Here is an 18766-nt window from a genome sequence, read left to right on the forward strand (position 1 = left end):
CAAATGTCCAAGCCGCTGAGGTGGCGCCGGGTCCACGATGGTGTGGACCGATACGACGAGGAAGGGACACATCATGTCGACGACCACCGGAGCCAATGTCTGGCCCACGTTCCGCTACCGAGATGCGAAGGCCGCGATCGCGTTCCTACAGGACGCCTTCGGCTTCGAAGTCGTCGCTGAGTACACGAACGCCGATGTCCCGCAGCGAGTCGATCACGCCGAACTGCATTGGCCAGAAGGTGGGGGAGTCATGCTCGGCTCCACGCGCGACGACGGCGGTGTCATGACGAAGACCGGAGTCGCAGCAGGCTCGGTCTACATCGCCACGGGCCGAGTCGAGGAGCTCTATCAACGCGCGATCGCGGCCGGTGCCACGAAGGTCATGGGGCTGAGTGAACAGGACTACGGGTCCAAGGACTTCAGCGTCACCGACCCCGAAGGGGTGCTGTGGAGCTTCGGGACCTATCGGGGTGCGGGCGCAGATCAGGAGTGATCCCCGAGCACAGCGTCGGCCGCAACGTAGAGAGTCTGCTTCTCCAACTGCGAGAGTGAGTCCTCAGCAGGCAGAGCCCGTTCGAGGGCTATCCCATTGAGGACGGTGCATAGGAAGCGCGCAAGGCGTGGGATGTCGCCTCGGTCGGGGCCCACCCTCAGCAGCGAGCACACGCAGCCAATCCTCTGTTCTCCGTTGCCCATCACGCTGAATAGCGAGGTACGTCTCGCGTACCTGCTCGTTCTGGTCCGCGACGATGAAGGCAGTGCTGACCGCCGTCATCGCCTCGCGTGCTTCAGCTCCGGCTCTGGCCGTTGCCAGTACCTGAAGAAGGCACTCGACGAGCCGATCTCGGGCCGGAATCGTCGAGTTGTGGATGTCGGTGTCCGCCAGCATCCAGTCATAGGCGCGCCGCATGACTTCGTCCCGCAGCGCCTGCTGAGTGGGGAAGTGGTGACGCAGCGACCCTGTACTCACCCCGACTCGCGCAGCGATCGCACGCACACTCAGCTTTGCTGTCATGCCGTCTTCGGCGATGATGTCTGCAGCCGCGGCGAGTATTCGCTCACGGGTGTTCGAGTCCTCACGTTCACTCATTCACATACCGGCTTCTTCTCTGCGAATCCTCCAAACAACACACTGTGTTAGTGTACTGGTATTTCCACCAACACACTGTGTTGGTCCTGAGTATAGGGCCAGGGAGGGCACCCAGATGTTCAAGCAATGGCGCCGACAGCGAGCAGTCCGACGGATAGAGGCCGGAGACGGAAGACCCGTGAAGAGATTCCGTTGGTGGCAACTGCTGGGTCGATCACTGTTCCACCTGGACATCGCCGATTCGACTGGTCGCTGCAGTGAATACACAGTGGACGTGCGGCAGTGGAAGACGGACGAGAACGGCTACGTGAAGGTGTTTCTCTATCGCAATGGCCTGCAGTACGCAGTATCCCGGGCCCCCGCAGTCTTCCCGGTCGAGGGCGGAGCGATTGAAGTTGCCGCCAGCAATTTCGGATTGAAGCGCTGCCACTTCGTGTCCGATTCCGGAGTTGAACGGCAGATGCACCCCGATGTTCATTCCGCAGAAGGCCGCCGAGCCCGTCTCGACGAGCGCCGGCCACACCTGAGCCGGCTGATCGGAATAGTCTCAATTGTTGCGCTGCTGGTGGGCGTCGGCCTGCTGCTGCAGCAGATCGCCGTGCCGATCTTGAGAATTCCGCCGATTGCTGAACAGGTCGGGCCCGTCGAGCCGTTGATCCACCTTCCCCTATGGCTGTCGATCGGTCTGGGTCTCGTTGCCGCGCTCGCCAGCACGGAAAGAGCACTGCGCATGCGCTATCGGTGGTGGCTCGACGCGGCTGGTAACTGATCCTGCACGTGCTTTCTCACCTGCGGGTCATGCTGGACTACGCGCGTCTCGCGCTGACGCCCTCTGCCCAGCGATAAGGCTGAGTCGCAAGAAGCGCGCCGATCGAGCGGCGGAGGCGGGAGACTTCTGCACGCACCGTGACCAGGTGCTCGGCATCACCATAGAGCGTGCGGCTGAGATCGGCAGCGCTGATCCCAGATGGCCCCGCCGAGGTGATCGCGGCGAGGATCTGCGCACGCCGTGGCGTGAGCGGAACCCTGAGCGGATCACCACCGGAGTTGATCTCGAGCACCGCGGGTTGGCTTGTCTGTCGCAGCGTCACCGAGACCTGTGACTCGTCGACGGCCCCTGCCGGTCTCAGCAGCCACCCGCCGGTGATCTTCTCCGGCAGGCACAGGCCAGCGCCGGGGATGAGGATCGTGCGATCAGGTGCCGGCACTTCGATCCGGTCGCGGCTGCGCACACCCTGCTGGTAGGCGACCCAGCCATCGTCATCGACGACCAGCGCAGGACCGTGACTGCCGCTGAGGACTGTCGACATGCGATTGCGCAGGCTGCTCAGCTGCTCCTGCTGGATGAGCGAGAGCCTCGCCTGCGCCAGATGGACGGCAGTTGTGACCAGAGACTGCACGGCAGGATGGAGGGTGAGTGCTGGCCCGCTGATGTCGACGACGCCGAGCAGGCTGCCATCGATGGGATCGTGGATGGGAACCGCACTGCAATACCAGGGATGCTGCGACGTTTCGAAGTGCTCCGCGGAGAACAGCTGGACCGCGGCCTCCTCGGCCAGAGCAGTGCCGATGGCATTCGTGCCCACCCTGGACTCGGACCAGTGGGCGCCCTCGACGAATCCCAGCGAATCCGCCTGACGTCTGGCTGCGGTGGCGCCATCTCGCCACAGGATCACGCCCTCAGCATCGGCGACGACAAGGATGAAGCTGCCTGCATCTGGCATCCTCAGCAACACGGATTTCAGCTCCTCGACGATGAGGCGCAGCTTCGAACGGTGCCTTCGGGATTCCACATCCGCCTCGGCGGCGAAGATTCTGCGATTACTGCCCGCTGGGTCGAGGCCCAAGCGCAGCATTCGATCCCACGAGCGCGCAACGAGCGCTCGCGGCTGCTCCGGCGGCGATGCGCCGGTGATCACGGCATCGTGAATGCGTGTCAGATCTCTGGCGAGATGCGCCAGATCCGGCTGAGGCATATGACGAGTATAGGTGCGGTCGTCGGCACTGACCATGCAACTCGATGCAACTCTTCCGCGGCTGTTCTTGGCGGGATAGCTTGAGGACACACAGCTCAACGAAGAGGAGTGACATGACAACGACAATTGATCGCACGCAGCTCACCGCCGATGACATCGCGACCGAATGGCTCAACGAGTTCGAGTCCGCACTGCGGGCGCGTGACGTCGAAGCCGCAGTGGGACTGTTCGCCACTGCCAGCTACTGGAGGGATCTCGTGTCTTTCACGTGGAACCTCAATACGGTAGAGAACCATGACGGGGTCAGGGACCTGCTGACCGTGAACGCGGACCGGGTCGCACCATCAGATTTCGAGCTCAGCGATCCCGCCACCACCGCCGACGGAGTCACCGAAGCTTGGTTCACCTTCGCCACCTCTGTCGGCCGCGGCAAGGGTCTGGTTCGGCTCATCGACGAGGACGGGGCCAAGGCATGGACCATGCTCACCTCGTTGCAGGAACTGACAGGCTATGAAGAGCCTCGCGGAGACCGACGAGTCAAGGGGGCCGAGCATGGCGTCGATCCTGAGCGGAAGAGCTGGTCGGAGAAACTCGCGGAGGAGGACGCAGCCTGGGGAGACACCGCACAGCCGTACACTCTCGTCGTCGGCGGGGGACAGGGCGGCATTGCGCTCGGCGCTCGCCTGCGTCAGATGGGAGTCCCGGCGCTCGTCATCGACCGGTGGGAGAGGCCGGGAGACCAGTGGCGTTCACGGTACAAGTCACTGTGCCTGCACGACCCGGTCTGGTACGACCACCTGCCCTACCTCAAGTTCCCCGACAACTGGCCGGTTTTCGCACCCAAAGACAAGATCGCCGATTGGTTGGAGTTCTACACCAAGGTGATGGAGATTCCGTACTGGTCTTCGACAGCAGCCACCTCGGCGAGGTACGACGAAGAATCGCAGCAGTGGACGGTCGAGGTCGAGCGCAATGGTGAGAAGGTCACTCTGCACCCGACACAGCTCGTCATGGCCACGGGCATGTCCGGCAAGCCGAATGTCCCAACGTTCCGCGGTGCCGATATCTTCAAGGGCGAGCAACAGCACTCTTCGGAACACCGTGGACCAGACGCCTACACCGGTAAGAACGTCGTCGTCATCGGCAGCAACAACTCCGCCTTCGACATCTGCGGAGCGCTCTACGAACACGGTGCCGATGTCACGATGGTGCAGCGCTCGAGCACGCACATCGTCAAAAGCGACTCCCTCATGGAGATCGGGCTCGGCGACCTCTACTCGGAGAAGGCGCTGGCCAACGGCGTGACGACCGAGAAGGCCGACCTCATCTTCGCCTCCTTGCCGTATCGGATCATGCACGAATTCCAGATTCCGCTCTACGACCAGATGAAGGAACGCGACAAGGACTTCTACCAGCGCATGGAAGACGCCGGTTTCGATCTCGACTTCGGCGACGACGAGTCCGGGCTCTTCCTCAAATACCTGCGCCGCGGCTCGGGCTACTACATCGACGTCGGCTCGGCAGAACTCGTCGCCGACGGCAAGGTGAAGCTAGCCAAGGGAGACGTCGATCATCTGACCGAGGGCTCGGTGGTGCTTGCCGATGGGACCGAGCTGCCTGCCGACCTTGTCGTCTACGCCACCGGATACGGCTCGATGAATGGCTGGGTGGCCGATCTCGTGGATCAGGAGACTGCGGACAAGGTGGGCAAATGCTGGGGCCTCGGCTCCGATACCACCAAGGACCCTGGCCCGTGGGAGGGTGAGGAGCGGAACATGTGGAAACCCACTCAGCAGGAGAACCTCTGGTTCATGGGCGGCAACCTCCACCAGTCACGGCACTACTCGCTGTACTTGGGGCTCCAGCTCAAGGCGCGCTATGAGGGGTTGGATACCCCGGTGTACGGGTTGCAGGATGTGCACCACCTGAGCTGACCTCGTTGTGTGCCTGCCTAAAGTGGTCGAAATGGGCTGATTCCGATTGTCCGAATCAGCCCATTTCGACCACCTAAGAAGTTCTGCCCTGTCGTGACATTTCAACTCGGGGGCTGAGAGCGCTGCTGATGGCTGGCTCGAGATGCGAGATCGCGAGCCGTCTCATTTTGGACTGCCTCAATGCGAATCATGTCAAGCCCAGAAGGCGGCGGATCTTGGCCTGGAGCAGGCGATAATCGGTCCGGCGGGTCACCTTGAGCACTGTCCAACCTGCATCCCTCATCGCTTCATCGCGTTCGATGTCTCGAGCCCACTGGGTTGGAGATGACCTGTGGTGATCGCATTCGTACTCGAGCGCGAGACGTGCATTCTCGTAGCCGAGATCGGGCTCTATGTCGCCTCTGTCCAGGTCACTGCTGATCTTCGGGTGAACAGTCGGTTCGGGAAGTCCGACGGAGACGATCCATAGGCGCAGGTCGGTCTCAGTCGGGGAATCGACACCGGGCCGGATCAGATCAATCGCATCACGCAGGCGACGACGCGCCCTCAGCCTTTTGCGCTGCCCCACTCGATCAGTCAACGTGTCGACAGTCAGCTGAGGCGGCCCGTGCCACCGGCCGACAGCCGCATCCCCGACTTTCACCAGATCTCGGATCGTCAGGTCAGGCGCGATGGAGATGAAGACGTCGGCGGGAGCCAGTACAGGAAGATCGAGCCACCTTGCAGCGGTGATCTGCGCGGATCGACGAAGTGTGACGTTCGGCAGTCGGACCCGCAACGCCAAATCATCTGTGCACAGGCTGAGGCGGGGATCTGTCCTGAAGTTCGCCGGCATCGGCCAGCCGTAGATGCGGGCCGCTGTCGCATGATCGGCGAGCAACTGATCGAACTTCATTCGGGCCGCTCGTAGGCGTAAGGAGTCCCATTCCCAGCGGTCATCGGCCCACCGTGGTGTGCGGCGGCTCTCGAGAGTCTCCCGGTCCATGCGCACGCCTGGAAGTATGATCGGGCAGCGTTGTGTTCTGAACAGGTAGTGGCGGGTGATCCCCAGAGCCTCTGCCTCACTTGCTGCAAACAAGCGTGGATAGTCGCGCATCTCCCATCTGCTGTCGTTGAACATGATTGCTATCGTGCAGCATTCTCGCCCGGAAGGGGAGTGCTGTTTTATGCCCTGTGGACAGAGAATGGCTGTCCACAGGAATCTGCGCGCAAGTGACTGTCAAGAAGGTGGCCCCTGCTGCCGTAGAAATTGCTCAGCGTGGCCCTTAGGTGGTCAGAATGGACACGTTCTGGGCTGCGGAATCTGACCGTTTCGACCACCTAAGGCGCATGGCCACCTAAGGCGCATGGCTGCGTAAGGCGCATGGCCACTTAAGGCGCATGGCTGCGCGTGGAGGCTCCGCATGTGCGGACGAAGTTCGCCGAGGCTATCCCCTGTCCACGGGGTTCAGGGTTGCTGCACCGGTTTGTTGTCTACAGTCCCAACCGTGCCAGCACGTTCTTGACGTGTTTGAGAGCCTCGTCCTGGGAGAGGCTGAAATTCTGATTGAAGTACATGCCATCGCCGATGAGCTGAACCGTCATCGCCAGATCGGGATCACCGAGATGCTCATTAAGTGCGTCGAACCATGCTTCTCTGGTCTTCCGCAGTGAATCCTTCGCTTCGTCATTCTCCTGCGCCAGGCAGCTCGCCGCGATGAGGCTGCGGTCCAGGGGCGTACCGGTCTCGGCTGATGTCTCGAGATAGTACATGTGCAGGCGGTCACCGGCAGCCTTCATCGATGCAACGTCCTCGTCGACAAGTCGGTCGAGTCGTTCGAGGCTTCCCTTGATCAGCTCCGCCTTCGAACCGTAGTGGTAAAGCAGGCCTCCCTTGGACACGCCGGCCTTCGCCGCGACCGCATCCAGGGTTGCGCCGGAGATGCCCTGCTTGTCGAGGAGGATGTCGAAGGCGTCGAGAAGTCTCTCTTTGGTGTCGGAGGGGTTTCGTGCCATAGCGCTGAGCCTAGTCGAAGCCCGCAGGCCAATCATTGCTGCGGCTCTTCTTGCTGACTGTACCGTCCAGACGGTACAGTAGATTTCATGTTCACCACACAGGCACCACAAGTGCGCGCCGGCCGGCGCGAATGGGCTGGTCTGGCTGTGCTGATGATCCCTGTTCTGCTCATCTCGATCGACAACACCGTCTTGGGATTCGCGATACCGGCCATCAGCACCGGCCTCCATCCCACCGGCACCCAGCTCCTCTGGATCGTCGACATCTATGCACTCATGCTCGCGGGACTCCTCGTGGCTATGGGCAGCATCGGCGACCGGGTCGGCCGCCGCAAACTGCTCGTCATCGGCGCTATCGGCTTCGGGCTGGCCTCGTTGCTGGCGGCATTCTCCACCTCGGCGGAGATGCTCATCGCCTCCCGTGCATTGCTGGGAATCTTCGGAGCCACCCTCATGCCCTCGACGCTTTCGCTCATCCGCAACATCTTCCTCAACGCCAAGGACCGCCGAGTCGCTATCGCCACCTGGTCCGCCATGTTCTCAGGCGGCGCCGCACTCGGTCCTATTGTCGGCGGCATCCTGCTCGAGCACTTCCACTGGAGTGCGATCTTCTTCATCAACCTGCCGCTGATCGCGATCTTCATCCCGGCTGCCATCGTGTTGCTGCCGGAATCGCGTGACCCGAACCCGGGTCGAATCGACCCTCTGTCGATCGTGCTGTCCATGCTCATGCTGACCCCGCTCGTCTACGCCATCAAGCACGTCATGGCAGACGGAGCAGACCTGCTGTTCTGGGGCACCATGACTGTGACCGTGCTCGCGGGAACCGGGTTCGTCCTGCGCCAGCTGTATTCCTCGCGCCCGCTGCTCGATGTCAGGCTCTTCACCAACAAGGTCTTCACCTCGGCAGTGGCGTCCAACCTGCTCAGCGTCATGGGTCTGGCCGGGTTCCTCTACTTCGGCACCCAGCTGCTCCAGCTGGTCCTCGGGCTGTCCCCGGTCGAGGCGGCGCTCGTCCTCATCCCCGGCCTCATCGCCGCGATCATCTCCGGGTATGCGGCGGTGCCGATCATGGCGCGCTTGCAGCCGCGCGTGGTCGTTCCCTGCGCGCTTGTGCTCAATGCGTTCGGCCTCGGAATCGTGGCCTTCACTCCCGAGCATTCGGTCGCGGGCATGCTCATCTCCTTCCTCATCCTGGGCATCGGCATAGGTACGGCCGAGGTCATCACGAATGATCTGATCCTGTCCGCAGTGCCTGCGCACAAGGCCGGAGCCGCCTCGGCGATCTCTGAGACGGCCTACGAATTCGGATCGGTCATGGGAACTGCTGTCCTCGGCGGACTCTCGACGATGGTCTTCGGCTCCCACCTGCAATCCACGCTGGGCGCCAAGGCGAGTGGGCCAGAGTTCGAGACTCTCGGATCGTCACTCGAGCACGCGGGTGCTCAAGGCGGTCACCTCGGTGACCAGCTCGCCGAGGCGGCTGTGGCGTCCTTCGACCTCGGCGTCCAATGGGCGGCGGGAGCTGCGGTCGTGCTGGTGCTCATCGCTGCGGTCCTCACGTCCTTCGGCCTTAAGGGTGCGGGCCGGTCTCGAGACCTCAGCCGGAAGGTCGGGCCCCCGGTGGGGCGGAATGCGAACGTCTCTCCACAGTGAATGCGCCGGTGGCCCGGAGCGAAGGGGATTCTCCTTCGGTCCGGGCCACCGAACGCGTCTGGCGTCACATCCGCCACGTCGCCTCACATCATGAGCTGACCGATTCGCTGTCGTGCGATGCCGCGTCGACGGTCTTCTTCTGCCGTCTGCGTGCCAGCACACGACCGATGCCCGTGTAGAGCAGCGCACCGATGAGGATGACGTAGAGGACGATCGTGATCGGTGAGGACACGAGGACGGAGACATCGTTGCCCGACGCCAGCAGGGCATCGCGCAGGCTGGACTCGGCCAGCGGGCCGAGGACCATGCCGATCATCAGCGGCGCCAGCGGCACACCGTAGCGTTTGAGCACGAAGCTGATGATGCCGATTCCCAGCAGGATCATGAGCTCGAACTGCGACGCCGAGGTGGCATAGATGCCCAGCCCGCAGAACACGGCGATGCCGCCGTAGAGGTAGGGATCCGGGATCTTGAGCAGCTTCGCCCACAGGGGAGCGAAGGGCAGGTTGATGATCAGCAGCACGATCATGGCGATGAAGAAGCTCGCCAGCAGACCCCAGACGAGTTCCGGGGACCGGTCGAAGAGCAGCGGTCCCGGCTGCAGACCGTACTGACGGAATGCGGCGAGCATGATCGCAGCCGTCGCGGAAATCGGCAGCCCCAGTGCCAGCAGGGCACCCATGGCGATGCCGGTCGTGGCAGAACCTGCCGACTCGGGCCCGGCCAGGCCGCGGATGGCACCCTTGTCGCCGAACTGCGGATCCTTGCGCTTCGAGTCGAGTTTGCGTTCAAGGCCATAGGACATGAACGTCGGCACATCGGCACCGCCGACGGGGATCACGCCGAATGGGAGGCCGATCGCGGTGCCGCGCAGCCACGCGGGCAGCGCCTCACCGAACTCCTTGCGGGAGAGGAAGGGGCGACCCGATGAGTTGATCGTATTGTCGTTGACCTTGCGGCGGATCCGGGAGGCGATGAAGAAGACCTCGCCCAGGGCCAGCATCGCCACGGTCACCGTGACCAGTGAAACTCCGTCGAAGAGTTCGGGAACGCCCATTGTGAAACGTTCGGTGCCGGAGACCGAATCGATGCCGATGACCGAGAAGCCGATGCCGAGCACCAGAGCCATGAGGCCCTTGAGCACGGAGTCCGCGACGACCGAGGAGGTCGCCACGAAGGCGAAGAGGGCGAGTGCGAAGAACTCGGCGGGACCGAAGTTCGTCGAGAAGTCTGCCAGAGCTGGCGCAACGAAGACGACCAGGCAGCAGGAGATGAACCCGCCGATGAACGCACCGATCGCGGCCGTGGCCAGAGCCTGCGGCGCTCGCCCGTTGCGGGCCATCTTGTGGCCTTCGAACGTCGAGGCGATCGCCGATGCCTGGCCGGGGGTGTTCATGAGGATGGCCATGGTGGAGTCGCCGAAGAGACCGCCGAAGTAGACGCCGGCGAACATGATGAACGCGCCGGTCGGGTCGAGGGCGAAGGTCATCGGCAGCAGCAGAGCCACGGCCATCGATGAGCCCAGGCCCGGCAGGACGCCGACGGCTGTGCCGAGGAAGCAGCCGACGAGGACCCACAGCAGGTTCATCGGCGTCAATGCGTGTGTGAAACCTTCGAAGAGGGACATGAGAGCGTCCATATCAGAAGCCACCTCCCAGGATTCCCGAAGGAAGATTGAGCCCCAGCAGCACCGCGAACGCGATGTAGACCAGAGATGAGAATGTCAGCGCCATAGTGAGGTCGAACAGGGGTCGCTTTGAGCCCATCGACCTGGCCACGCACCAGAACAGGAGTGCCGCGGCGAGGATCCACCCGGCGAACTCGAGGATGAGGGCGAAGGCCGCGAATCCTCCGGCGCCCCAGGCCAGAGACACGAAGTCGCTGTGCGTGCGGTGGCGCGAATCAGCGGCCCGCGCCTCGGCGAGTGCCTTGCGATCCTGGGACGGCTCATCCTCTTCGTGCGGGTCGAGACGTGAGGCCGACACCGCGGACGTCACAGGTGTCGAGAACGCCTTCTGCTCCTCCACCTCGGCGGGGAGATCATCATCGACATCGACGGGTTCGGGATTGCGGATATATGCAATCGTCAGCAGGATCGTGAGCACGTAGCCGACGATCATGATGATCATCGGGAAGAACTGCGGCCCCGGCGGATCGGTGTCCTCGGCGATGTCCATCGTGATGATGCCGATGAGCAGGTAGGTCGAGAACCCTGCCATGATGAGGGGGACCAGGAGACCTGATCGACCCTGCCACCAGGTCCCGGCGCCGAGGTGGGCCGTCCTGGTTCTCTTCTTCGTTGACGTCTGAGCGCTCACAGTCCCAACTCCTTCAGCAGCTTCTCGATCCGGGAGGTGTCCTCTTTGATGAATTCTTTGAACTCATCACCGGTCAGCCACACGTCCGTCCATTTGTTGCGGTCGAGGGCATCTGCCCATTCCGCGCTGTCGCGAGTCTGCTTGAGAATGTCGACAAGCTGTGAGGCCTCGTCCTCGGTGATGTCTGGGGCGCCGAGCCAGCCGCGCCAGTTGGTCAGCGTCACCTTGTAGCCCTGTTCGGTCATCGTGGGGACTTCGTCGAAACCGGCGATGCGCTTCGGTGCGGCCACGCCGATTGCTTTGACGCGGCCGGCCTCGATCTGGTCAGAGACCTCGTTGAAGCCACAGGAGGCGAAGTCCGTGGTGCCCGAGAGCAGAGTCTGGATCGCTTCACCGCCGCCGGATTTGGGAATGTAGGTGATGCTCGAGGCGGGGATGTCGGCCAGCAGTGCCAGCTGGGCGATCGTGAGGTGATCGACTGAACCGGCGGAGCCGCCGGTCCAGACGAACCCTTCCGGGTCCTTCTTCCAGGCGCTGATGACGTCGTCGATCGTGTCGTAGGGGGAATCGGCGGCGGCGATGAGCACGTCGTAGTCCTCCGCGACCCTGGCGAGCAAGGTCGTGTCATCGAACCCGACGGGTGACTTGTTGAGTGCAATGCCGCCGACCATCGCGGTGCCTGTGGCCAGAATGGTGTCGGCCTGCCCGCCCATGGTGGAGAACTTGCCGAGACCGATGGTGCCACCGGCTCCGGGGATGTTGACGACTTGGGCGTTGTTGGCCAGCTTGTTCGCGCGCATGGCCTGCTGGGTCTCCCGAGCGAACCCGTCCCAACCGCCACCGGCACCGGCTGGTGCGATGAGCGTGAGGTTGGAGGAGAGATCACCCTTGGCTGTTGCGGCTCTGACCGAGTAAGTGGTGGCCGTCCCGATGGCTGCCACTGCGATTGCGCCGTAGGCGATTCGGCCGAACATGCGCCGAGTCGGATGGGGCGGCGCGGACCCTGGATCTGCGCCAGGATCTGAGGCGGATTGGTTCGTCATTGACCAAACTTTCATATCTGTTGTGAACTGCATGTGAGGCTCGTCATAGCTTAGATTGATGCAGGTCACATTACGCGCTTGTGCGCACTGATCGCGTTCTGCTCATTCTGCTCACTCGCCGGCCCGGTACTGGAACGTCGCGAGGGCATCCGGTCCCAGCGGTGTTTCAGGTGCTTCGTCATCCTGTACTGCGTCGTCGGCATCGAGGTAGCTAGGCTGGGACCATGAACGACACTGCCCCCAGCGCCCCCGTGGCCAAGAAGATCCCCCATGAGCGCACCCATCACGGCCACACCTTCGTCGACGACTATGAATGGATGCGCGAGAAGGAGTCCCCGGAGGTCATCGCCCACCTCGAGTCCGAGAACGAGTGGACGCAGTCCCAGACCTCCCACCTCGAGTCACTGCGGGAATCGATATTCACCGAGATCAAGACCCGCATCAAGGAAACCGACATGTCGGTGCCGACCAGGCGCGGCAGCTACTGGTACTTCTCCCGAACGAAGGCCGGGCTCGACTACGGGATCAGCGTTCGCGTGCCCATCGCGGATGTCGACGACTGGACTCCGCCCGAGGTCGGCGAGGAGGCGCTTCTCGGCGAAGAGGTCATCTTCGACTCGAACATCGCCGCCGAAGGCCAGGAATTCTTCTCGCTGGGCACCTTCTCGCTGACCGACGACGGCCGGTATCTGCTCTTCGGCGTGGATAATTCCGGCGACGAGCGGTACACACTGAGACTGCGCGACCTGAGCACAGGCGAGGATCTGCCCGACACCGTCGACGGCACATTCGCCGGAGCCTCGATCGACCCCACCGGCCGCTACGTCTTCTACACCACCGTCGACGAGGCTTGGCGACCAGAGAAGGTCTGGCGTCACAGTGTCGGCACCGACAGCAGCGACGATGTCTGCATCTTCCACGAGCCCGACGAGCGCTTCTTCGTCGGCTCGGGATTCTCCCGCTCGGGCAAGTACATGTTCATCGTCACCGGGTCCAAGACCACCACAGGCTTCTGGTCGCTTGAAGCTGATGACCTCGAATCCGCACCGAAGGTCGTCTGGCCCCGCGTCGAAGGGGTCGAATACTCTGTGGAGCACGCGATCATCGCCGGTGAGGATCGCTTCCTCATCACGCACAACCAGGAGCGCGAGGACTTCGACATCGTCGACGTGCCCGTCTCCGATCCAGCCGGTACAGCACGCGAAAGCGTCGATGCCGTCGACGAACCGGACATCGTCGCCGATCCGACCTCCATCGGTCGTGCGCTGCTCGCTGACGTCGACGGGCTGCGCATCGAAGATGTCGATGCCTTCGCGAGTTTCATCGTCGTCAGCTATCGCCGCGGCGGATTCGCTCGAGTCGGCATCATCGAGTTGGCCGCGCATGAACAGCCCACGGCCGGTGACACCGCGTCCCCCTTCGGCCCTTTGCAGGAACTGCCCTTCTCGCGAGAGACCGGAACCTTGGGATTCGCCGGCAATCCCGAGTTCACACAGACGAGCATCCGACTGCTCTTCACCTCCATGTCCACGCCCGCTGTGATCTATCAGCACAGCGTGGCAGACGGTACTGACACGGTCCTCAAGCGCCAGCCCGTCCTCGGCTCGGTCGACCTCGACCGCTACAGCGAATCCCTCGTCTGGGCCAGTGCCGAGGATGGAACGCAGGTTCCGATCTCCCTGGTCTATCGCACCGACCTCATCGCACTTGCCAACGGCACCACCACCTCAGCGACCACCACCTCGGCGAGGGAAACCGACGCCCACGAAGCAGCCCCCGTCGAGCCTGCACCGCTGGTGCTCTACGGGTACGGCTCCTATGAGATGAGCATGGACCCGTACTTCTCTGTGTCTCGGCTCTCCCTGCTCGACCGCGGGGTCGTCTTCGCCGTCGCCCACGTGCGCGGCGGCGGCGAGATGGGCCGCCATTGGTACGACCAGGGCAAAACCACAACGAAGAAGAACACTTTCACTGACTTCATCGCCGCCGGACGCCACCTCGTCGCCGAGGGGTGGACGAGTCCGGACAGGCTCGTTGCCACAGGGGGATCGGCCGGAGGCCTGCTGATGGGAGCGGTGACGAACATGGCACCGGATCTCTTCGCCGGGGTCAGCGCTCATGTGCCCTTCGTCGACGCACTGACCTCGATCCTCATGCCCGAACTTCCGCTGACCGTCATCGAATGGGAGGAATGGGGAGACCCACTCCATGACCAGGACGTCTATGAGTACATGCGCTCCTATTCTCCCTACGAGAACGTCGCCGAGGTGGCCCATCCGAAGATCTTGGCCGTGACCTCGCTCAACGACACCCGAGTCCTCTACGTCGAACCGGCCAAATGGGTCGCCCGACTGCGTGAGGTCGGAGCCGATGCTCTGCTTAAGACCGAAATGGTCGCCGGTCACGGGGGCGCGTCGGGACGTTATGACTCCTGGAAGGAAACCGCTTTCGACTTCGCGTGGATCCTTGATGTGCTGGGTCGATCGGACGTCGACATCGATGCCTGATCCTCTGGCACGGCATCCCCGCGGGAACGCCGTGCCAGGACGCTTGGGTGGCGGATGCGCGACGCCAGGGGACGTTTGTCGCGACAGATAACAATACTGGGACGATTGTCTCCAAAACCTTGTTTTGGTCGGTCGTGTCAGCGGCGCCCAATAGAGTGGTTGTCATCACAGTCGCACCCCTGACCGACTGCGGAATCAGAATGATCTGAGCTGCGTCGGTGCGTGGGGCGTCTGCAGTTCCACGTGCGGCCCACCGATGGGTCCGACCGGGGACAAGTGACAGGGTTCGTTCCGGTTCTGCGCAGGTGGACCGGTTTATTCAAAGGGGAGAAGAATGCGTCTCAGGCATCTGGCCACAGCGATTGTGGCGGTGAGTTCGGTTATTGCGGTGTCAGCATGTTCGGGCGGAGACGGCTCCAGCGGTGGCGGGGAAGGCGGCGATTCCTACTCGATCGGCATCTCCCAGCTGGTTCAGCACCCGGCACTCGACGCGGCCAGCGCAGGATTCAAGAAGTCCTTTGAAGACGCCGACGTCACCGTCGAATGGGACGAACAGAACGCTCAGGGCGAGCAGGCCAACGCGACTTCGATCGCGCAGACATTCGCCAACGAAGACCTCGACCTCGTCCTCGCAGTGGCCACCCCCGCAGCACAGGCAGCCGCACAGGCAATCACCAACGTTCCTGTGCTCTTCACTGCCGTCACCGACGCCCAAGAAGCCGGCCTCGTGAAGTCCGACGATGCACCGGGAGCCAACGTCACCGGCACCTCCGACCTCAACCCGGTCGCCGAACAGCTCCAACTGGTCAAGGATCTCAAGCCTGATGCCAAGAGTGTCGGCATCGTCTACAGCTCCGGCGAGGTCAACTCGGAGGTGCAGGTGGAGCTCGCGAAGAAGGCCGCGAAGGACATGGGCGTCGAGATCAAGGAAGCCACGATCGCCAACTCCAGTGAGCTGGCGCAGGCAGTGGACTCCCTCGGCAAGGTCGACGCCTACTATGTTCCGACCGACAACAACGTCGTCTCCGCCGTCACAACCATGGTCCAGGCAGCTGAGAAGAACAAGGCGCTCCTCGTCGGTTCTGAAGCAGGTCAGGTGGAACAGGGTGCGGCGATCACTCGCGGCATCGACTACACGAAGCTGGGCGAACAGACCGGCAAGATGGCACTGAAGATCCTCCAGGATGGTGAGAAGCCAGCCGACATGCCAGTGGAGACCAGCTCCGACCTTGAGCTCGTCGTCAACCCGAAGGCCGCCAAGGCCCAGGGTGTTGAGATCCCGAAGAAGATCATCGACGAAGCCGACAAGGTCATCGACTGATCGTCCCCCGTCGCCGGCCGAGTCACGGGACCGGTCGGCGACACCTACCCACGCCTCACATCACCACCTGATCGGAAACACATGTTCGGAGCACTGGAACTCGGGCTCATCTACGGAGCGATGGCGCTCGGGGTCTACCTGACCTTCAAGGTTCTCAACTTCCCCGACCTCACCGTCGACGGAAGCTTCACCACGGGTGGTGCCACCGCAGCCTCCTTGATCATCGCCGGGGTCAACCCCTTCCTGGCGACCCTGGCAGCCATCGGCGCAGGACTCATCGCCGGCTACATCACCGGACTCCTCCACACCAAGGGCGGCATCGACGGCCTGCTCGCCGGAATCCTGACGATGATCGGACTGTGGTCGATCAATCTGCGCATCATGGGCAAGGCGAACCTCCCGCTCCTGCGAGAGGACACCGTGTTCACCCCACTGCGGGAGAACATGCTGCTGGGCACCTGGGTCTCCATCGCCGTGCTGCTCGCCTTCACCCTCATCCTCAAGTTCGCCATCGACTGGTTCCTCACCACCGACCTGGGACTGGCGATCCAGGCCAACGGCAACAACCGACAGATGATCCGCAGCCTCGGCGTCAACACCGACAACACGACGATGCTCACGCTGGCGCTGTCCAACGGCTTCGTCGCACTCTGCGGCGCGCTCATCGCCCAATACCAGGGATTCTCCGACATCAGCATGGGCATCGGCCTCATCCTCGTCGGACTCGCCTCGGTCATCCTGGGGCAGGCGGTCTTCGGCAGCCGCAACATCTTCATGGCCAGCCTCGGAGCTCTCATGGGATCGGTCATCTACCGCCTCATCATCTTCCTGGCGCTGCGTGCTGGTCTCGACACCAACGACATGAAGCTGACAACCGCACTGCTCGTTGTGATTGCGCTCCTGCTGCCCAGATGGGGATTCCTCAAACGGATACCCTCGTTGAGATCCCGTGGCAATCGGGCCCCCGAGAAGGGTGTGGCCGCCGACGATCCTGCCAACGAAGCGGGCGCCCAGGTTCCTGCCGGCACGGTCGACATCTGTGAAGACACCACCGGCGTCACCGCGGGGTCGTCTGCGAAGGCCGCAGGCACAGCTGCCGGCTCAGAATCGAAGGAGGACTGAGACACATGCTCAAGATCGACACCATCTCGAAGACCTTCTTCCCCGGCACCGTCAACGAACGCAAGGCCCTGCAGAACCTGTCCCTCGAGCTCGAAGAGTCCGACTTCGTCACCGTCATCGGCTCCAACGGCGCGGGAAAGTCGACCCTGCTCAACACGATCTCGGGCCGACTTCCCATCGACTCCGGATCGATCACGATCGACGGCGCCGAGGTATCCCGGATGCCCGAGTACAAGCGAGCCAAGTATCTGGGTCGAGTATTCCAGGATCCGATGGCCGGCACCGCTCCGGACCTCACGATCGAACAGAACCTGTCTCTGGCGCTCAAGCGCGGCAAGACACGGGGGCTGGGGCGAGGGACCACCTCGGCGAGGCGGGACCTGTTCGGCGTTGAGCTGGCCACGTTGGAACTCGGCCTGGAGAACAGGTTGAAGACCAAGGTGGGTCTGCTCTCCGGCGGACAGCGCCAGGCGCTGAGTCTCCTCATGGCCGGGTTCACCCAGCCGCGCATCCTGCTGCTCGACGAGCACACCGCAGCACTCGACCCGCAGCGTGCGGCACTCGTGACGGATCTGACGCAGAAGATCGTGTCCAATGACGGGCTGACCACGCTCATGGTCACGCACAACATGGAACAGGCGATCGCGCTGGGCAACAGGCTCATCATGATGCACGAGGGCGAGATCATCTATCAGGCCTCGGCTGAAGAGAAGAAGTCGCTGACGGTGAAGACTCTGCTGGGTGAATTCTCCAAGCTCAAGGGCGCGACACTGGGGGACCGGGCACTGCTGAACTGACGGGGCCGCTAGTCAGGGGCGAGTGATGAAGTCCCCGATGTCGGCTGCGATCTCGTCGGGATATTCTCCGGTGAGGGCATGCGAGGCGTCGTCATAGACTTGGACTGCTTCGGTGCCCAGAGCTCGCCGTGCCGTTGCTGTGGCGGTTTCCGGGTCATGCATGACCGAGCGTCCCGCAATGATCGCGAGGACGGGCATCGATAGGTCGGTCAGCTCCGGTTCCGTGATCCGAGTCGGTTGGGGCTTCTTCATCGAGTAGTGGTGCATCCCGGCCTCGATCATGTCTGCCACCGGCACATCCTCGACCTCGATGCCTCCGGCCGTATACGAATTGAAGGCATCGCGTCCGGCCTTGGGAAACCACGGCACGGTGGCGGGGATCGCGCGCAGGATCGTCTCCACTGGTATGCCGTCGAAGGTCTGGACAGGATCGATGAGGGTCAGCGTCTTCACGTGCTGCGGGTGACGGATGGCGAGATTGGCCGCCGTCCAACCGCCCAACGAGAGCCCGATCAGGTTCACCGAGTCCTCTGGAAGCGCAGCGATCGCCTCGGCGAGCCATTCGGCTTCGTCCTCAGCATCGGAAATCGGAGATGCCTGGATGCTGCGGCCTGGTTCGCCGAGGAGATCGAGTGTGTAGACGTCGCCGAGCTTGAGCAGAGACGGCATGTTGTCCGCCCAGACCGGTGTCGACGAAGCGGTTCCCGGCAACAGCAGCATCGGTGAAGCGTCTCCGGTCCCGGCGAACCGGTAGACGCGGACAACGCCGAAGCTGGTGCGAACGTCCATCGTCTCCGCCGGCTCCGGCATACTTTCGAATGCCTGATCGTAGGCGGTGAAGAACTCGGCCTCGCCCTCGGCGTTGTTCCAATGGCCGACAGGCGATGGGGACCGGAGGAAGTATCCGCAGAGGGCCGCGATCGACAGGGCAGCGATCATCGGCACGAGCACCCGAGGACGCAGCAGCCACGGTCGGGTGCGTCGTTCATTGTCAGCGTCCATCAGAT

The 18766-nt window shown here is 62.8% G+C and carries 16 protein-coding genes; 8 read left to right on the top strand and 8 right to left on the bottom strand.

All coding sequences use genetic code 11. The annotated features are described in order from the left end of the window. Window positions 1–73: 73 nt before the first annotated feature. Window positions 74–493 carry a VOC family protein gene (locus PGC08_RS03460; RefSeq protein WP_101557510.1) on the top strand — a complete coding sequence of 140 codons (420 nt, stop codon included), beginning with the start codon at window positions 74–76 and terminating at the stop codon, window positions 491–493. A gap of 63 nt (window positions 494–556) precedes the next feature. On the opposite strand, the gene PGC08_RS03465 is transcribed toward PGC08_RS03460, so the two are convergent. Beyond that, window positions 557–1090: a TetR/AcrR family transcriptional regulator gene (locus tag PGC08_RS03465; protein ID WP_271709529.1), complete on the bottom strand. Its 534-nt coding sequence runs from the start codon at window positions 1088–1090 to the stop codon at window positions 557–559. Window positions 1091–1268: 178 nt separating this feature from the next. On the opposite strand from PGC08_RS03465, the gene PGC08_RS03470 reads away from it, so the two are divergent. Further along, window positions 1269–1859: a hypothetical protein gene (locus tag PGC08_RS03470; RefSeq protein ID WP_271709530.1), complete on the top strand. Its 591-nt coding sequence runs from the start codon at window positions 1269–1271 to the stop codon at window positions 1857–1859. 37 nt (window positions 1860–1896) lie between these two features. Here PGC08_RS03470 and PGC08_RS03475 read toward each other — a convergent pair whose 3' ends face one another. Beyond that, a complete protein-coding gene (locus PGC08_RS03475) occupies window positions 1897–3066 on the bottom strand; it encodes a GAF domain-containing protein (RefSeq protein WP_271709531.1) in 1170 nt (389 codons plus the stop codon). Window positions 3067–3179: 113 nt separating this feature from the next. On the opposite strand from PGC08_RS03475, the gene PGC08_RS03480 reads away from it, so the two are divergent. After that, window positions 3180–5000, top strand: coding sequence for a flavin-containing monooxygenase (locus tag PGC08_RS03480; RefSeq protein WP_009884348.1), 1821 nt, complete (start codon window positions 3180–3182; stop codon window positions 4998–5000). Window positions 5001–5187: 187 nt separating this feature from the next. Here the strand turns inward: PGC08_RS03480 and PGC08_RS03485 are convergent, their stop codons facing one another. Beyond that, a complete protein-coding gene (locus PGC08_RS03485) occupies window positions 5188–6120 on the bottom strand; it encodes a hypothetical protein (RefSeq protein ID WP_226829831.1) in 933 nt (310 codons plus the stop codon). 353 nt (window positions 6121–6473) lie between these two features. Then, window positions 6474–6995 carry a TetR/AcrR family transcriptional regulator gene (locus PGC08_RS03490; RefSeq protein ID WP_009884350.1) on the bottom strand — a complete coding sequence of 174 codons (522 nt, stop codon included), beginning with the start codon at window positions 6993–6995 and terminating at the stop codon, window positions 6474–6476. 87 nt (window positions 6996–7082) lie between these two features. Here PGC08_RS03490 and PGC08_RS03495 point away from each other — a divergent pair, with 87 nt between their 5' ends. After that, window positions 7083–8651, top strand: coding sequence for an MFS transporter (locus PGC08_RS03495; protein ID WP_101598772.1), 1569 nt, complete (start codon window positions 7083–7085; stop codon window positions 8649–8651). An 88-nt stretch (window positions 8652–8739) separates the two neighbouring features. Here PGC08_RS03495 and PGC08_RS03500 read toward each other — a convergent pair whose 3' ends face one another. From PGC08_RS03500 to PGC08_RS03510, 3 genes are read right to left on the bottom strand one after another with little or no spacing between them, the layout of a single operon-like run. Beyond that, window positions 8740–10290 (bottom strand): tripartite tricarboxylate transporter permease, encoded by a 1551-nt coding sequence (locus PGC08_RS03500; RefSeq protein ID WP_193084549.1) that lies wholly within the window; start codon window positions 10288–10290, stop codon window positions 8740–8742. 1 nt (window position 10291) lies between these two features. Further along, entirely contained in the window at window positions 10292–10969 is a 678-nt protein-coding gene (locus tag PGC08_RS03505) for a tripartite tricarboxylate transporter TctB family protein (RefSeq protein WP_096168639.1), read from the bottom strand. Next, entirely contained in the window at window positions 10966–12012 is a 1047-nt protein-coding gene (locus PGC08_RS03510) for a Bug family tripartite tricarboxylate transporter substrate binding protein (RefSeq protein ID WP_125187728.1), read from the bottom strand. The genes PGC08_RS03505 and PGC08_RS03510 overlap by 4 nt, the downstream gene beginning before the upstream one ends. A 224-nt stretch (window positions 12013–12236) precedes the next feature. Between PGC08_RS03510 and PGC08_RS03515 the strand changes: the two genes are divergently transcribed. From PGC08_RS03515 to PGC08_RS03530, 4 genes are all read left to right on the top strand, one after another. Next, complete coding sequence (locus PGC08_RS03515) at window positions 12237–14519, top strand: S9 family peptidase (protein ID WP_271709532.1); 2283 nt, start codon at window positions 12237–12239, stop codon at window positions 14517–14519. 334 nt (window positions 14520–14853) lie between these two features. Continuing rightward, the gene (locus tag PGC08_RS03520; RefSeq protein ID WP_125240405.1) at window positions 14854–15840 is read left to right on the top strand and encodes an ABC transporter substrate-binding protein; all 987 of its coding nucleotides are present in this window, start codon (window positions 14854–14856) and stop codon (window positions 15838–15840) included. Window positions 15841–15921: 81 nt separating this feature from the next. After that, a complete protein-coding gene (locus PGC08_RS03525) occupies window positions 15922–16962 on the top strand; it encodes an ABC transporter permease (RefSeq protein WP_193078779.1) in 1041 nt (346 codons plus the stop codon). A gap of 5 nt (window positions 16963–16967) precedes the next feature. Then, window positions 16968–17759, top strand: a complete 792-nt coding sequence (locus PGC08_RS03530) for an ABC transporter ATP-binding protein (RefSeq protein ID WP_271709533.1) — start codon at window positions 16968–16970, stop codon at window positions 17757–17759. Window positions 17760–17771: 12 nt separating this feature from the next. On the opposite strand, the gene PGC08_RS03535 is transcribed toward PGC08_RS03530, so the two are convergent. Further along, entirely contained in the window at window positions 17772–18761 is a 990-nt protein-coding gene (locus PGC08_RS03535) for an alpha/beta fold hydrolase (RefSeq protein WP_114385159.1), read from the bottom strand. Window positions 18762–18766: the final 5 nt, after the last annotated feature.

The organism is Brevibacterium sp. BDJS002, from assembly GCF_028201555.1.
Lineage (GTDB): Bacteria > Actinomycetota > Actinomycetes > Actinomycetales > Brevibacteriaceae > Brevibacterium > Brevibacterium aurantiacum.

Bases quoted from the DNA above. Each gene is read 5' to 3' on its own strand.
- PGC08_RS03460 (WP_101557510.1), top strand. From the start codon at position 74: ATGTCGACGACCACCGGAGCCAATGTCTGGCCCACGTTCCGCTACCGA.
- PGC08_RS03465 (WP_271709529.1), bottom strand. From the start codon at position 1,090: ATGAGTGAACGTGAGGACTCGAACACCCGTGAGCGAATACTCGCCGCG.
- PGC08_RS03475 (WP_271709531.1), bottom strand. From the start codon at position 3,066: ATGCCTCAGCCGGATCTGGCGCATCTCGCCAGAGATCTGACACGCATT.
- PGC08_RS03480 (WP_009884348.1), top strand. From the start codon at position 3,180: ATGACAACGACAATTGATCGCACGCAGCTCACCGCCGATGACATCGCG.
- PGC08_RS03485 (WP_226829831.1), bottom strand. From the start codon at position 6,120: ATGTTCAACGACAGCAGATGGGAGATGCGCGACTATCCACGCTTGTTT.
- PGC08_RS03490 (WP_009884350.1), bottom strand. From the start codon at position 6,995: ATGGCACGAAACCCCTCCGACACCAAAGAGAGACTTCTCGACGCCTTC.
- PGC08_RS03495 (WP_101598772.1), top strand. From the start codon at position 7,083: ATGTTCACCACACAGGCACCACAAGTGCGCGCCGGCCGGCGCGAATGG.
- PGC08_RS03500 (WP_193084549.1), bottom strand. From the start codon at position 10,290: ATGGACGCTCTCATGTCCCTCTTCGAAGGTTTCACACACGCATTGACG.
- PGC08_RS03510 (WP_125187728.1), bottom strand. From the start codon at position 12,012: ATGACGAACCAATCCGCCTCAGATCCTGGCGCAGATCCAGGGTCCGCG.
- PGC08_RS03515 (WP_271709532.1), top strand. From the start codon at position 12,237: ATGAACGACACTGCCCCCAGCGCCCCCGTGGCCAAGAAGATCCCCCAT.
- PGC08_RS03520 (WP_125240405.1), top strand. From the start codon at position 14,854: ATGCGTCTCAGGCATCTGGCCACAGCGATTGTGGCGGTGAGTTCGGTT.
- PGC08_RS03525 (WP_193078779.1), top strand. From the start codon at position 15,922: ATGTTCGGAGCACTGGAACTCGGGCTCATCTACGGAGCGATGGCGCTC.
- PGC08_RS03530 (WP_271709533.1), top strand. From the start codon at position 16,968: ATGCTCAAGATCGACACCATCTCGAAGACCTTCTTCCCCGGCACCGTC.
- PGC08_RS03535 (WP_114385159.1), bottom strand. From the start codon at position 18,761: ATGGACGCTGACAATGAACGACGCACCCGACCGTGGCTGCTGCGTCCT.